Raw genomic sequence first — 15046 nt, forward strand, 5'->3', positions numbered from 1 at the left:
CCCGCGGTCGACTCTACCTGTCCTGCCGTCATCGCTGCAGTGCGCGCCGTCCCGGCGCTTCCTGCAGGTCCGCACTGGCCACCACCACGCGGTTGCGGCCGCTGCGCTTGGCCTCGTACATTGCCGCGTCGGCACGGGCCATCAGCCGCTCGTAGTCCGGATGGCCGTCGTGGCCGGCCACGCCGATGCTGGCGGTCAGTGCCAGCACCTGGCCGTTGGCCAGTGCCACCGGCGACTGTGCGATCTGCCGCCGCAGGCTCTCGGCGATCACGGTCGCCTGCGATTCGCTGGCAGCCACCAGTACCACCACGAATTCTTCGCCGCCATAGCGGAACAGGTAGTCGCTGCCGCGCGTGAGCTGGCCGAGCAGGCCGGCGACGTGCTGCAACGCGCGGTCGCCGGCATCGTGGCCGTGGCCGTCGTTGATTGCCTTGAAGTGATCCAGGTCGAGCAGCAGCAGCGAGAATGGTGTGCGGTTGCGTGTGGCCAGCTCGATTTCCCGGCGCAGCACGGTGGGCAGGAAGCGACGGTTGAGCAGGTTGGTCAGCGCGTCGCTGCCGGCATCCAGTTCGCCGATGCGCTCGAACAGCAGTGTCATCAGGGTGCGGATGGCGGCCAGGTCCTCGCGGATGGCCGGCAGCACCGCCAGTCGCTGCGCCGGAGCATCGCCGCTCGCGCGCTGCAGGTGGCCATCAATGCGGGCCATCAACTGGCCCACCTGCTGCGTTTCGCTGCTTTCGCCGAAGCTGGGGATGCCCTTGTGGGTGAACCACAGGCCGAACTCCGAGGTAGCCAGGCTGGCGTTGTCGCTGGCCTGCACGTGGCCGGCCAACGCGTAGAGCAGGGCGTTTTCCCAGTCCAGCAGCAGTGCGCGCTGGCGCTCGCGTTCGGTACCGACGTTCTGTACCAGCGAGAACAGCCGGTAGGCGGCGTCGGCACGGGTGGAGCGCTCGCGCGCGTGGGTGTAGGCCAGGGTCATGCCTTCCATGGCGATATCCATGATCGCGCTGAGGCAGTCGATGGCGGCAAATGCGGTGTCGCTGTCCGGTGCATCGTCGCGCAGGCGCACGAACAGTTCGTGCTTGAGCACGCGCGCACCGCGGGTAACCAGGTCGACCGGAATGCCGACGCGGGCGTGCACGTCGCCGATGATCCGCTGCGAGGCCACGGTGTTGGCGATGCCGCTGGCATCAGTGGTCAGCAGCTGCGCCAGCCAGCGCTGCATGGCCGGCTGCAGGCGCTGCTTGACCTGGTCGTGGGACAGGAAACGGCGCGCACGGGTGTCCTGCAGCAGTACTTCGTAAAAGCGCTGGGCCAGCGCGGGTGGGGCATCGGTAGCAGCGGCCTTGAGCAGCGCGGTGGCGGCAGGGCCGGCCTGCAGCAGACACTGCTGCCAGGCCTCGGCCAGCGGCTGGCTGGCATCGTCCAATTGGGGTGGTTCCACGTCGATCTCTGACTGCGTACGGCAAACCACGGGTATCGGCCGCGGCGGCATACGGTTGATGGCGGGTTAGCCGGCCAGTTTACGCGCGGTGCAGGGTTGCACGGTGCGCAAACCACATCGGCGCCGCTGCGGCAATGAGTGAACGCATTTGAGAATCAATCGCATTGATGGGAGAATGCGCGCACGGAACGGGCTGCAGGTGCCTGCTGCAGGACTGCTCCGCCTCCCCCTCGTCGTTGCCTCAAGCCCTTTGCCAGAGGCCCCGTAGCCCTGCCAGAAGGTCCTGATCATGTCCCCTGCCGTTGTCCTTTCGCCGCGCCCGCTGGCGCTTGCCGTTGCCGCCCTGCTGGCCGGCAGCGCCCTGACCGCCCACGCCGAAACCGACGCAACCGATATCGACACGGTGCACGTCACCGCCTCGCAGATCGCGCGCCAGGCCCTGGGTACCTCGACCATCACCGCAGAGGACATCGCCAGGCGCCCGCCGGCCAACGACATCGCCGAGCTGCTGCGGACCATGCCCGGCGTCAACCTGACCGGCAACAGTGCGTCGGGCCAGTACGGCAACAACCGCCAGATCGATCTGCGTGGCATGGGCCCGGAAAACACCCTGATCCTGGTCGACGGCAAGCGCATCGGTGCGCGTGATGCCGTGCGCATGGGCCGCAGCGGTGAGCGCAATACCCGGGGCGATACCAACTGGGTGCCGGCGGAAATGATCGAGCGCATCGAAGTGCTGCGCGGCCCTGCAGCGGCACGTTATGGCTCGGGTGCTTCCGGTGGCGTGGTCAACATCATCACCAAGCGCCCGACCGGCGACCTGACCGGCGCGGTCGACCTGTATGGCCTGGTGCCCGAGCACAGCGCCGAAGGCGGCAGCGAGCGCGTCGGCCTGCAGCTGAGCGGGCCGATGACCGACACCCTGTCGTTCCGCCTGTACGGCAATCTCAACAAGACCGACGCCGATTCGCTGGAACTCAACCGTGACTTCGCGGCGAATCCGAACGCGGTGCCGCCGGCCGGTCGCGAGGGCGTCAAGAACCGCGATGTCAACGCGCTGCTGCGCTGGGACGTGACCGCCAACCAGGTGGTCGAATTCGAAGCAGGCACCAGTCGCCAGGGCAACATCTATGCTGGCGACCGCGCGGTCAGCACCACCGGTACCTCGACACCGATCGATCTGGGGGCGTTGGCCGAGCAGCAGGCCGAGACCAACCGCATGTACCGCAACACCGGCGCGATCACCCATCGCGGCCGCTGGGGCGATGTGACCTCTCGGGTGACCGCGGCAGTGGAAGCGGTGAACAACTCACGCATCAACGAAGGCCTGGCCGGTGGCCCGGAGGGCAGCTTCAACGGCACCGACTGGTCGACCTCGCGCCTGCGCAACTACCAGCTGGACGGCGAAGTCAGTTTCCCGACCACGCTGGGTGGTGCCGAGAACATCTGGACGCTGGGCTTTGAATACCTGGACAGCCGCCTGACCGACCCGTACTCGATGAGCCAGTCCAGCAGCAGCGGCGGCGGCATCCCGGGGCTGTCGGCCGATCGCGCTCGCGGCAAGTCCGACGCGCAGACCACCGCCGTGTTCGTGGAAGACAACATCTACCTGGGCGAGCGCTGGATCGTCACCCCGGGCCTGCGCTTCGACCACCACAGCCAGTTCGGCAACAACACCAGCCCCAGCCTCAACGCGCAGTTCCGCATCAACAGCGACTGGGTGGTGAAGGGCGGTATCGCCCGTGCATTCAAGGCGCCGAACCTGTACCAGTCGAATCCGGACTATCTGTATTACACCCGGGGCAATGGCTGCCCTAATGCACTGCCGAGCCTGGGCGCCGGCTGCTACATGCGCGGCAACTCGGACCTGAAGGCGGAAACCAGCCTGAACAAGGAATTGGGTATCGAGTGGGCACCGCAGAGCGGCTGGCAAGCGTCGTTGACCTACTTCCACAACGACTACAAGGACAAGATCCAGGCCGGGTACAACCAGATCGGGCTGACCGCCGACACCAAGGGCCGCATCTTCCGCTGGGAGAACGCACCCAAGGCGATCGTGCAGGGTCTGGAAGGCAACCTGGTGGTCCCGCTGCTGGGCGAGCAGGGCAACCGCCTGAAGTGGAGCAACAACTTCACCTACATGGTGGAGAACGAGAACAAGAGCACCGGCCAGCCGCTGTCGGTGATTCCGAAGTACACCGTCAACACGATGCTGGACTGGCAGGCCACCGACAAGTTGTCGCTGCTGCTGACCGGCACCTTCTACGGCAAGCAGAAGCCGGCCACCACCAACATCAACAATGATCCGCGCTGCACCGGCACCTGCGATCCGTCGATCGCGCTGCAGGACCGTGGTGCGTACAACATCTGGGGCGTGAGCGCGCGCTACAAGGTGACCGAGACGGTCAGCTTCGGTTTCGGCGTCAACAACCTGGCCGACAAGCGCCTGTTCCGCGAGGCCAACAGCAGCGATGCCGGCGCGGCGACCTACAACGAGCCGGGCCGCGCGTACTGGGCCAGCCTGCGCTTCGGGTTCTGACCGCAGGCGGACGTCGGTCCGCTGCGTCCGCCAGGCGTGGCCTGGCGTTGCCGGCCGCGCTCCGGTAGCGCCGGGTCATGCCCGGTGAGGGACCGCGTGGCCTGCAATGTTATAAACACCGTGATAGTTTCCCAACGCCCTCCGGCGTAGCCTGCCTCCCATCGCAAAGGAGCTGTTGCCATGGGCCACGACCACGATCACCTGCCATCCGAGATCCGCCACGAGAAACCCTTGTGGTGGGCGCTCGGCCTGACCTCCACCTTCCTCGTCGTCGAGGTGGTGGGCGCGTTCTGGACCAACAGCCTGGCGCTGCTGTCCGACGCGGCGCACATGGCTACCGACGCTTTAGCGCTGATGATCGCGCTGGTCGCGGTGCGGCTGAGCCGGCGCCCGCCGGACGCGCGCCGCACCTACGGCTATGCACGCCTGGAAGCGCTGGGCGCGATGATCAATGGCGCGATGCTGTTCGTGGTCGCCGGCTATATCCTGTGGGAGGCCATTGGACGTTTCCGCGAGCCGCAGGAGATTGCCTCGTCGGGCATGCTGGTGATTGCCGCGGCGGGCCTGGTCATCAATCTGATCTCGATGCGCCTGCTGCAGGCCGGCAGCGGCGAGAGCCTCAACGTGAAGGGTGCCTACCTGGAAGTGTGGGCAGACATGCTCGGCTCGGTGGCCGTGATTGCTGGCGCGCTGTTGATCAAGTGGACCGGCTGGAAGCCGATCGACCCGATCCTGGCGGTGCTGATCGGCCTGTGGGTACTGCCGCGCACCTATGTGCTGATGCGCGAGGCGATCAACGTGCTGCTGGAAGGCGTGCCCAAGGGCATGGACGTGGCCAAGGTGCGCGACAGCCTGTCCGGCCACGCTGCGGTACTGGACGTGCATGACCTGCATGTGTGGGCGCTGGCCTCCAGCACCCCGGCGCTGACCGCGCACATCGTGATGCGCGACGGCACCGATGCCGATGCGCTGCGTCGTGATCTGGGCGGGCGCCTGCACGATGACTTCGGCATCGAGCACGTGACACTGCAGATCGAAGCGGACCACTGCGGCGAAGCCTGTGGTGAGCCGGCGCCGGCCAAGGGCGGCGAGCACGAGGGCCATGAAGGCCATGACCACGGCGAGGACGCGCAGGGCCACCGCGGCCACGTGCATCGCTGAACGAGGATGTAGGGGCGTCGATCGGGTCAAGCCGCCTGGATGAAGCCGGCTTGGTAGAGTCGACTGTTAGTTGTGTAAACCCACTACGTTGTTCAGCGGCACTCTGGAGATAGGTGGCTGGCCGCCGATCGCCATATGGGGACGGTGCCAGTTGTAGTGGTGCAGCCATTGGTTCAGAATGGAATTGCGCTGGTCCGAGGATGCGTACTCGCAGGCGTAGGCCCACTCGCGCAGGCTGGTCTGGATGAAGCGCTCGGCTTTGCCATTGGTCCGCGGCGTGTAGGGCTTGGTTCTGATGTGCTTGATTCCAAGGGATTTGAGCAGCTTGGCAAAGGCGGTGGAGCGATAGCAGGCACCGTTGTCGGTCAGGATCCGCTTGAAGGTGATTCCCAGGCTGGCGTAGTACTCCAGAGCGCCCAGCAACGCCTGGCAGGCGGTTTCGCCCTGTTCGTTGGGGTGGACGCTGCTGAAGGCCACTCGGGAGTGATCGTCGATGGCCACGTGGACGTAGCCCCAGCCACCGCCCGCGGCGTTTCCCCGGCGTTTGGCATCGGTTCTGTGCCCTGGCCGCTGGAAGTTGCCCAGCTTCTTGATGTCCAGGTGCAGCAGCCCTCCTGGCTGATCATATTCGTATCGGATGACCTCCTTGGGCGGATCAAGCTGACACAGCCGATTGAGGCCGTGGGCGCGCATCAGCCTTGAAATCGTACTGTGGCCGACCCCCAGTGCCTTGGAGATGGTCAGGTAGGTCTGCCGCTTACGGCGGCGTTCCTTGATCTGCTCGACCACCAGCTCCGGTGTGGCGTGCGGCGTCTGGTGAGGCTTTGAGCTGCGGTTCTCCAAGCCCGATGGCCCCAACTCCCGGAATCGGCCCAGCCATTTGTAAGCCGTACGCACGCTGACGCCACACGCCTGAGCTGCTTCTTCCGGGCGCAGGCCCTCGTGAAGAATGCGGTGAACAAGAAGTGCTCGACTATGGACGGTCAAACGGGCATTTTTATGGTGGTTCATCCGGGCTCTTTGGGGTCTGGAAAGGTGTGGTAACCGCCATTTTCCAAAGATGTCCCGGATGAACAACCTACAGAGAGATCACAACTAGCAGTCGACTCTACCCCGTCGCGAGGCCAGCCGGTCTGCCAGCCGCGTCGGCTCCGGCAGCCGGTAACCGCGCAGCGTGCGCTGCACCCAGTCCAGCGCGGTATCCGCACTGAGCCGATGGCCACCGGCCACGAACAGCGGCTTGCAGCGAATCTTGCTGCGCAGCACCCAACCCAGTTGCTCATCGCCGTCCAGCAGCGGCGTATGCGCACCGGCCTCGGCACCCGGTTCGACGAACCGGCCCACCAGTTTCGACTTGGCGACGCCGATGCTCGGCAGGTCGGTGACCACGCCCAGATGCGCGGCCACGCCCAATCGTCGCGGGTGGCTGATGCCATGGCCATCGACGAACACCAGGTCCGGCGTATGCGGCAGCAGCGCCAGCGCGGCCAGCAGTGCCGGCAGCTCGCGGAAGCTGAGCAGTCCGGGGATGTAGGGCATCACCGTGGGAATCCGCGCGACTTCCTGCGCTATCAGCTGCAGCGTCTTCGCATCCAGCAGTACCGCCGCGGCGCGGGTGATGGCGCCATCGTCTTCAAAGCCGACATCCAGCCCGGCCAGCCAGCGCACGTTGCGTGGCAGGCGGTCCTGGCGCTCCACGCGGCCGGCCAGCTGGAGCTGCTGCGCGCGTGCAGCGGCGACGCTGCCTTCCCAGCGCCCGGGGTCGATCACCGTATTCATTGGTCACAGCATCGCATGCGTGGTGCCACGGCCCGGTGAGCGGCGGCCGGGGCTACAATGGCGGCCTGTCTTTCCTCGCGTTGGAGACCCTGCAGTGACCCGTAAACTCGTACTGTTGCGCCATGGCCAGAGCCAGTGGAACCTGGACAACCGCTTCACCGGCTGGGTCGATGTCGACCTGACCGAGCAGGGGCGCCGGGAAGCGGCCGCCGCGGGTCGCCTGATGCGCGAGGAAGGCCTGCAGTTCGACGTTGCCCACACCTCCGTGCTCAAGCGCGCCATCCACACCCTGCAGGGTGCACTGGCCGAGCTGGAACAGGACTGGCTGCCGGTGAACAAGTCCTGGCGCCTCAACGAACGCCATTACGGCGGCCTGCAGGGCCTGGACAAGGCCGAGACCGCCGCCAAGCACGGCGAGGACCAGGTCAAGGTGTGGCGTCGTTCGTACGACATCCCACCGCCGGCCATGGACCTGGAAGATCCGGGCCACCCGATCCATGACCGCCGCTACGCTGGCCTGGACCGCAACGCGCTGCCGGGCACCGAATCGCTGGCCACCACGCTGGACCGCGTGCTGCCGTACTGGCACGACGCCATCGCGCCGCAGCTGAAGGACGGCAAGACCGTGCTGGTCACCGCCCACGGCAATTCGCTGCGCGCGCTGTACAAGTACCTCAACAACGTCTCGCGCGAGGAAATCCTCGAGCTGAACATCCCGACCGGCATCCCGCTGCTGTTCGAACTGAACGACGACCTGACGGTGAAGTCGTTCCGCTACCTGGGCGACCCGGAAGCAGCGCGCAAGGCCGCTGAAGCCGTGGCCAACCAGGGCAAGGCGAAATAAAACAGAAGGCCGGCGCAAGCCGGCCTTCGCTTTTTGTAGAGTCGAGCCATGCTCGACTGCTGTTGGCCTCTTGCCGCAAGGACAATAAACCCGGGACGGAGAGCAGTCGAGCATGGCTCGACTCTACATAAGCGCGTCCTGTGACCTTTGGCGGTCCCCGCCGCGGGCCTCCCCGGCTACCCTGTGAAATTACCCGCAGGAGAGCCTCATGAACGTCCGCAACCTGGTCCCGCTGGGCCTGACCATCGCCATCGCTGCCTCGCTGGCGGCCTGTGGCAAGAATGAAATCGCGCCGGCGGCCAGCGCCGACGCCAAGCCGGCCTTCGACCTGTCGCAGATCAAGACGCCGCTGATCTCGCTCAACAGCGCCGATCTGGATCCGGCCATTTCGGCCTGTACCGACCTCAATGGTTTCGTCAACAGCAAGTGGCTGAAGGCCAACCCGGTGCCGGGCGACCAGACCACCTGGGGCAGCTTCGAGATCCTGCGCGAGCGTTCGCTGGAAGTGCAGCACGCACTGGTGCAGCAGGCCGCGGCCAGCCAGGCCAAGGCCGGCTCGGTGGAAGCCAAGATCGGTGACATCTGGAAGACCGGCAACGATGAAGCCAAGATCGAAGCCGCCGGCCTGGCGCCGCTGCAGCCGCAGCTGGACAAGATCACCGCGCTGAACGATACCGCCGCCATCACCCAGTACCTGCGTGACAGCCAGGCCGAGGGCAAGGGCGTGCTGTTCTCGCTGTTCGCCAATGCCGACTACAAGGATTCGGCCAACGTCATCGCCTATGTCGGCCAGGGCGGCCTCGGTCTGCCGGAGAAGGGCTACTACTTCGATGACGCCCAAGCCAAGATCCGCGACGCCTACGTGGCCTACATCGCACAGGTGCTGACCCTGTCCGGTGTGGACGCGGCGCAGGCCGCCGAGCAGGCCAAGGCCGTGATGGCCTTCGAAACCCGCCTGGCCAAGGCTTCGATGTCGCGCATCGAGATGCGTGACCCGGCCAAGCGCTACAACCCGCTCAGCGCGGCTGACGCCGACAAGTTGACCCCGAACTTCAGCTGGACCGCGCTGTTCGACACCCTGAAGGTGCCGGCCGCGCAGAAGTTCTCGCTGGCGCAGCCGGGCTTCTTCGGTGAAATGGACAAGATGCTCGCCGACGTGCCGGCCAGCACCTGGCAGGCCTACCTGCGCTTCCACACCATCGATGACGCCTCGCCGTACCTGAGCAGCCAGTTCGAGAAGGCCAACTTCGATTTCTATGGCACCACCCTGCGTGGCCAGAAGGAAATGCAGCCGCGCTGGAAGCGCGTGCTGGAGTCGGTCAACGGCGGCATGGGTGAAGCCCTGGGCCAGCTGTACGTCGACGCCGTGTTCCCGGCCGAATCCAAGGTGGCCATGCAGCACCTGGTGGAGAACCTCTCGGTGGCGCTGAAGGCGCGCCTGGAGCAGCTGCCGTGGATGGGCGAAGAAACCAAGAAGAAGGCGCTGGAAAAGTGGGCCAGCTTCACCCCGAAGATCGGTTACCCGGACAAGTGGCGTGAGTGGACCGGCCTGCAGACCAACGGTGACAGCTACCTGGGCAACATGCAGGCGGCACGTGCGTTCAACTATCGCTACATGCTGGACAAGATCGGCAAGCCGGTGGACAAGACCGAGTGGGGCATGACCCCGCAGACCGTCAACGCCTACTACAACGCCACCAAGAACGAGATCGTGTTCCCGGCGGCGATCCTGCAGGCGCCGTTCTTCGACGCCAAGGCCGATCCGGCGCTGAACTACGGCGGCATCGGTGCGGTCATCGGCCACGAGATGATGCACGGCTACGATGACTCGGGCAGCCAGTTCGCTGCCAACGGCAACTTCGACAACTGGTGGACCGACGCCGACCGCAAGGCCTTCACCGAGCGTACCGACCAGCTGGTCGCACAGTTTGATGGCTACGAGTCGGTGCCGGGCGTGTTCGTGAAGGGCAAGCTGACCCTGGGCGAGAACATCGGCGACCTGGGTGGCCTGACCGTGGCCTACGACGCGCTGCAGATGGCGCTGAAGGAAGACCCGAAGGCGAACGTGGAGGTCGATGGCCACAGCCAGGACCAGCGCTTCTTCATGAACTGGGCCACCGTGTGGCGCCGCAACTTCACCGATGGTGAGCTGCGCGTCCGCTTGAACACCGACCCGCACGCCCCGGCCAACTTCCGTGCCAACGGCGCACCGTCGAACATGCCGTCGTATGCCGCTGCATTCCGGTGCAAGGCCGGTGACGCGATGGTGCGTGCCGACGACAAGCGCGTGGTGATCTGGTAATCGATCATCCGTGATGCGTGATGCAGAAGGCCCGGCGAATGCCGGGCCTTTTGTTTGTCTGATCGGTAGCGCCGGGCCATGCCCGGCGGATCTCAGGCCAGCGCTGGTTCCTGCGCCAGCATGCGATGGAAGCGCTGCAGCACATAGGGATCGATCAGGCCGCCGGACTGCTCGTCGATGATGCGCAACGCAGTCTCGCGTTCCATCGCTGCGCGGTAGGGGCGCACGCTGGTCATGGCATCGTAGGCATCAGCAACGGTGACGATGCGTGAGCCCAGCGGAATGCTCTCGCCACGCAGGCCGTCGGGATAGCCGCTGCCATCGAACGCTTCATGGTGGGCGCGAATCAGCCGCGCGACCGGTGCCGCATCGCTGCGGCCGGTGGCCAGGAAGATGTGTTCGCCGCGCACCGGATGCTCGCGCATGATCGCGCGTTCCTCGTCGGTGTGCCGGCGCGGTGTCAGCAGTACATCGTCGGGGATGCCGATCTTGCCGATGTCATGGAAGCGCGCGGCCAGGCCGATCTGCGAACAGGCATCGGCGTCGAGATCGCAGTGCGTGGCCAGGCGCTGCGCGAGCAGGCCAACGCGGTCGCAGTGGTGGCGGGTGTAGGCGTCGCGCATCTGCAGCGACATCGAGAGGGCATCGATCAGGCAGGCCTGCGCGTGCAGCAGGTCGGGGGCGGGTACGGCGTCAGGAAACATGGTCATCCGCCCACACCGGGTGGGGACCGGTGCGGGGTGTTCGGGGGGGCGATCAACCCGGGGCGAGGGTGGTCAGAAGGGCGCGGGCCGCATTGAAGCGGTCTTCCGGCAGCGGCAGCGGGTGCTTGATGCGCAGCTTGTCAGGCCCTTCCATGGCGTAGAGATTGGGTTGTTTCTGGATCAGCTGGATCACCGCCATCGGGTCGATGTTCGGCTTGGACTCAAACACGATGCGGCCACCGTTCTCGCCCAGGTCCAGCTTGCGGATGCCGAGGGTGTTGGCCTTCAGCTTCAGCTCGGCGATGGCGAACAGGTGCTTGGCCGCATCCGGCAGCAGGCCGAAGCGGTCGATCATCTCCACCTGCAGTTCGCGCAGCGCATCACTGTCGCGCGCGCTGGAAATGCGCTTGTACAGGGTCAGGCGGGTGTGCACGTCCGGCAGGTAGTCTTCCGGAATCAGCGCCGGCACATGCAGCTCGACTTCGGCACCGCGCACTTCCTCGCCGGCATCCAGGTCGGGCAGCTTGCCCTGCTTGATGCTGCGCACCGCGCGCTCCAGCAGCTCGGTGTAGAGGCTGAAGCCGACCTCGGCCATCTGCCCGCTCTGGTCCTCGCCCAGCAGTTCACCGGCACCGCGGATTTCCAGATCGTGCGTGGCCAGGGTGAAGCCGGCACCGAGCTCGTCCATCGACGCGATCGCTTCCAGGCGCTTTTCCGCATCCGGGGTGATCGAGCGGCGGTCGGGCGCCACCAGGTAGGCGTAGGCGCGGTGGTGCGAACGACCGACGCGGCCACGCAGCTGGTGCAGCTGGGCCAGGCCGAAGCGGTCGGCGCGGTTGATGATGATGGTGTTGGCGTTGGGGATGTCGATGCCCGACTCGATGATCGTGGTCGACAGCAGCACGTTGAAGCGCTGCTTCTGGAAATCCAGCATCACCTTTTCCAGCTCGCGCTCCGGCATCTGCCCGTGGGCGATGCCGATGCGCGCCTCCGGCACCAGCTCGGACAGCTCGCGCTGCATGCGGCCGATGCTTTCCACGTCGTTGTGCAGGAAGTACAGCTGGCCACCGCGCGCCAGCTCGCGCTGGAAGGCTTCGCGCAGCAGCGCATTGTCCCACTGGGTGATGAAGGTCTGCACCGCCAGCCGGTTCGGCGGCGGCGTGGCGATGATCGACAGGTCGCGCAGGCCGGCCATGGCCATGTTGAGCGTGCGCGGAATCGGCGTGGCGGTCAGGGTCAGCAGGTGCACGTTGGCGCGAAGCGCCTTCAGCGCTTCCTTCTGGCGTACGCCGAAACGCTGCTCCTCGTCGACGATGACCATGCCCAGGTCCTTGAACTTCACGTCCGGCTGCAGCAGGCGATGGGTACCGACGATGACGTCGATGGTGCCGGCGGCGACCTTTTCCAGCTCGGCCTTGATTTCCTTGGTGGTCTTGAAGCGCGACAGCACCTCGACCTTCAGCGGGTAATCGGCGAAGCGGTCGCGGAAGTTGCGGTAATGCTGTTCGGCCAGCAGCGTGGTCGGCACCAGCACGGCCACCTGCTTGCCGGCACTGGCGGCGGCGAACGCGGCACGCACCGCCACCTCGGTCTTGCCGAAGCCGACGTCGCCGCAGACCACGCGGTCCATCGGCTGGCTGCTGGCCAGGTCGCGCAGGGTGGCGTCGATCGCGGCCAGCTGGTCCGGCGTTTCCTCGAACGGGAAACCGGCGGCGAACGGCTCGTACATCGCGCGGTCCACCTGCAGTGCCAGGCCGGCACGCGCCTGGCGGCGGGCCTGGATCTCCAGCAGCTCGGCGGCGACGTCGCGCACCTTCTCGGCGGCCTTGCGCTTGGCCTTGCTCCACTGTTCGCCGCCGAGCGAATGCAGCGGCGCGGTTTCCGCCGAAGCGCCAGAGTAGCGGCTGATCAGGTGCAGCTGGGCGACCGGCACATACAGCCGGTCACCCTTGGCATATTCGATTTCGAGGAACTCGCCGGGCATGCCGCCGACGTCCATCGCGATCAGGCCACGGTAGCGGCCGACGCCATGATCCTCGTGCACGATCGGCGCGCCTTCGGTCAGCTCGCCGAGGTCACGGATGATCGCTTCCGGTTCGCGGCCGGCACGGCGCGTGCGGCGGGTGCTGCCGGCGCGCTCGGGGAACAGCTGGCGCTCGGTCAGCACCGCGATGCGCGGATCGTCCAGCGCGAAGCCATCCTCCAGCGGCGCCACCGCGATCGCGAAGCGCGCATCGTCGGCGAGGAAGCTGGGCAGGTCGGCCGCCACCGGCGGCTTCAACTCGGCGGCCTGCAGCACTTCCAGCAGGGCTTCGCGTCGGCCGGGCGAATCGGCGGCGAGCAGCACCCGGCCCGGATAGTGGCCGAGGAAGGATTTCAGCGCGTCGCCAGCGGGTGCCTCGCGCGCGGCCACCGGCAGCGGCGGCAGCGGCTGGTCGCCCAGCGCGTGCGCGTCGGCGATGCGCGCATGGTCAGCCGACCACACCTCGATGCGCGGGGCATCGTTCAGGCGCTCGCGCAGCAGCTCCGGCGACAGGTACAGCGCGGACGGCGGCAGCAGCGGCCGTTCCACATCGTGGCGGCGTTGTTCGTAGCGCTCACCGGTCTGCGCCCAGAATGCCTCGGCGGCTTCGCCGGCACCGGCGCAGACCACCGGCAGGCTGCCGTCGGGCAGGTAGTCGAACAGGGTCGCGGTGCGTTCGAAGAACAGCGGCAGGTAGTACTCGACGCCGGCCGGGGCCAGCCCGGACTTCAGGTCCTGGTACAGCGCGCTGCGCCGGGTATCGACATCGAAGCGCTCGCGCAGCGTGGCAAGCACGCGGGCGATGCTGGCCTCGTCCATCGGCACTTCGCGGCCAGGCAGCATGTGCACCGCCTCGACCTTGTCCAGCGAACGCTGGCTTTCCGGATCGAAGGCACGGATCGAATCGATGTCCTCGTCCAGCAGCTCCACCCGCAGCGGCTCGTCGGCACCCATCGGGTACACGTCGAGCAGGCCGCCGCGCACGGCGAAGTCACCCGGGTCCATCACCTGCGGCACGTTGCGGTAGCCGGCGCTTTCCAGGCGACGCTTCTCGGCTTCCAGATCCAGGCGCTGGCCGACCTTCAGGTCGAAGCTGCCACCGATCACGTAGCTGCGCGGGGCCAGCTGCTGCAGCAGGGTCTGCACCGGCACGATCACCAGGCCGCGCTTCAGCGTGGGCAGGCGGTGCAGGGCGGACAGGCGCTGCGAAATGATGTCCGGATGCGGGCTGAAGCGGTCGTAGGGCAGGGTTTCCCAGTCCGGGAAGGCCACCACCGGCAGGGCCGGGTCACCGCCGAGCAGGGTGTGCAGGTCGGCTTCGAGCTGGTTGGCACCGTGGTTGTCACGGGCGATCACCAGCAGCGGGGCGTCGTGCGCACGCGCGGCCTGGGCCAGGTACCAGGCCAGGGCGGTCGGCGATGCGGGGGCGCGCCACCAGGCGCGGAGCTGGCCGGCGCGCGGCAGCGGCGGGGCGGGGTATGAGGTACGCGACATGGACCCCGGATTTTAGCAGAAGCCCGATCGAAGCCCGGTGGGCCGCGCCGGCCGTTGGCCGGCAGCCTCATGTGCCGTTGGGGTATGGGAATGCCGGCCAGCGGCCGGCACTACCGGGAGGCGTCGCCGGGCAGAGCCCGGCGCATCCCGTAGAGTCGAGCTTGCTCGACTGTTGAAGCATGCGTCGCCGGGCACGCCCGGCGCATCCTTCAGTTGTCCAGCTCCAGCACCATCCGCACCAGGCCTTCGGCACCGGTCGGGTGCGGGACCGGCTTGAAGCCCAGCGAGGCGGCCAGCTGCTTCATCGGCTCGTTCTCAGCGGCAACGTCGCCGTACAGGCGGTCCAGGTACTTGCCGCGGCCCCATTTCACCAGCTTGCGCATCAGCTGCCGGCCCAGGCCCTGGCCAATGAGGAAGCGGCTGATCAGGATCGCGTACTCGGCTTCACGGGTACCGGGGATGATCGAGGCCCGGGCGACCGCGCCGACCACCGCTTCGCCAGCGGGCAGGGATTCGGCAGCGACCAGGGTGATCTCGGTCTTGGGATTCGGGTGGGTCAGGCGCTGGGTGGTTTCCGGCGACAGCTCGGTCACCGCCTGCAGGAAACGATCACGGATTTCTTCCGGCCCGAACAGGCTGAACGCCGCTTGCAGCGGTGCGCCATCTTCCGGGCGGATGGGGCGGATCAGCAGCTCGTGGCCGCTGGGAGCCTTGAAGATCTCATGCCAGGGCGGCATGCGGTTGCGAGTGGCCATA

Annotated in this window: 10 protein-coding genes; 4 read left to right on the forward strand and 6 right to left on the reverse strand. The window is 66.8% G+C overall.

Features of this window, described 5'->3' with window-relative positions:
• Positions 1 to 28: 28 nt before the first annotated feature.
• Positions 29 to 1444 carry a GGDEF domain-containing protein gene (locus tag ACZK5G_RS06825; RefSeq protein ID WP_049399641.1) on the reverse strand — a complete coding sequence of 472 codons (1416 nt, stop codon included), beginning with the start codon at positions 1442 to 1444 and terminating at the stop codon, positions 29 to 31.
• A gap of 289 nt (positions 1445 to 1733) precedes the next feature.
• Between ACZK5G_RS06825 and ACZK5G_RS06830 the strand changes: the two genes are divergently transcribed.
• Both ACZK5G_RS06830 and ACZK5G_RS06835 read left to right on the forward strand, forming a co-directional pair.
• Positions 1734 to 3983: a TonB-dependent siderophore receptor gene (locus ACZK5G_RS06830; protein ID WP_121503876.1), complete on the forward strand. Its 2250-nt coding sequence runs from the start codon at positions 1734 to 1736 to the stop codon at positions 3981 to 3983.
• A gap of 180 nt (positions 3984 to 4163) precedes the next feature.
• Positions 4164 to 5144 carry a cation diffusion facilitator family transporter gene (locus ACZK5G_RS06835; RefSeq protein ID WP_032127521.1) on the forward strand — a complete coding sequence of 327 codons (981 nt, stop codon included), beginning with the start codon at positions 4164 to 4166 and terminating at the stop codon, positions 5142 to 5144.
• A 66-nt stretch (positions 5145 to 5210) separates the two neighbouring features.
• Here ACZK5G_RS06835 and ACZK5G_RS06840 read toward each other — a convergent pair whose 3' ends face one another.
• Positions 5211 to 6155: an IS481 family transposase gene (locus tag ACZK5G_RS06840; RefSeq protein ID WP_478466496.1), complete on the reverse strand. Its 945-nt coding sequence runs from the start codon at positions 6153 to 6155 to the stop codon at positions 5211 to 5213.
• Positions 6156 to 6239: 84 nt separating this feature from the next.
• Positions 6240 to 6923: a deoxyribonuclease V gene (gene nfi / locus ACZK5G_RS06845; RefSeq protein WP_478465796.1), complete on the reverse strand. Its 684-nt coding sequence runs from the start codon at positions 6921 to 6923 to the stop codon at positions 6240 to 6242.
• A gap of 94 nt (positions 6924 to 7017) precedes the next feature.
• On the opposite strand from nfi, the gene gpmA reads away from it, so the two are divergent.
• Positions 7018 to 7767 (forward strand): 2,3-diphosphoglycerate-dependent phosphoglycerate mutase, encoded by a 750-nt coding sequence (gene gpmA / locus ACZK5G_RS06850; RefSeq protein WP_004150217.1) that lies wholly within the window; start codon positions 7018 to 7020, stop codon positions 7765 to 7767.
• Between the two features lie 208 nt (positions 7768 to 7975).
• Positions 7976 to 10069 (forward strand): M13 family metallopeptidase, encoded by a 2094-nt coding sequence (locus tag ACZK5G_RS06855; protein ID WP_478465798.1) that lies wholly within the window; start codon positions 7976 to 7978, stop codon positions 10067 to 10069.
• A 92-nt stretch (positions 10070 to 10161) separates the two neighbouring features.
• Here ACZK5G_RS06855 and ACZK5G_RS06860 read toward each other — a convergent pair whose 3' ends face one another.
• The 3 genes from ACZK5G_RS06860 to ACZK5G_RS06870 form a co-directional block, all read right to left on the reverse strand.
• On the reverse strand, positions 10162 to 10779 hold the full coding sequence (locus ACZK5G_RS06860; RefSeq protein WP_478465800.1) for an HD-GYP domain-containing protein: 618 nt from the start codon (positions 10777 to 10779) through the stop codon (positions 10162 to 10164).
• Between the two features lie 46 nt (positions 10780 to 10825).
• Positions 10826 to 14290: a transcription-repair coupling factor gene (mfd, locus tag ACZK5G_RS06865; RefSeq protein WP_478465802.1), complete on the reverse strand. Its 3465-nt coding sequence runs from the start codon at positions 14288 to 14290 to the stop codon at positions 10826 to 10828.
• A 209-nt stretch (positions 14291 to 14499) separates the two neighbouring features.
• Positions 14500 to 15045, reverse strand: coding sequence for a GNAT family N-acetyltransferase (locus ACZK5G_RS06870; protein WP_004150340.1), 546 nt, complete (start codon positions 15043 to 15045; stop codon positions 14500 to 14502).
• Position 15046 lies beyond the last annotated feature (1 nt).

This window comes from Stenotrophomonas sp. 62841_Sma (genome assembly GCF_056482945.1).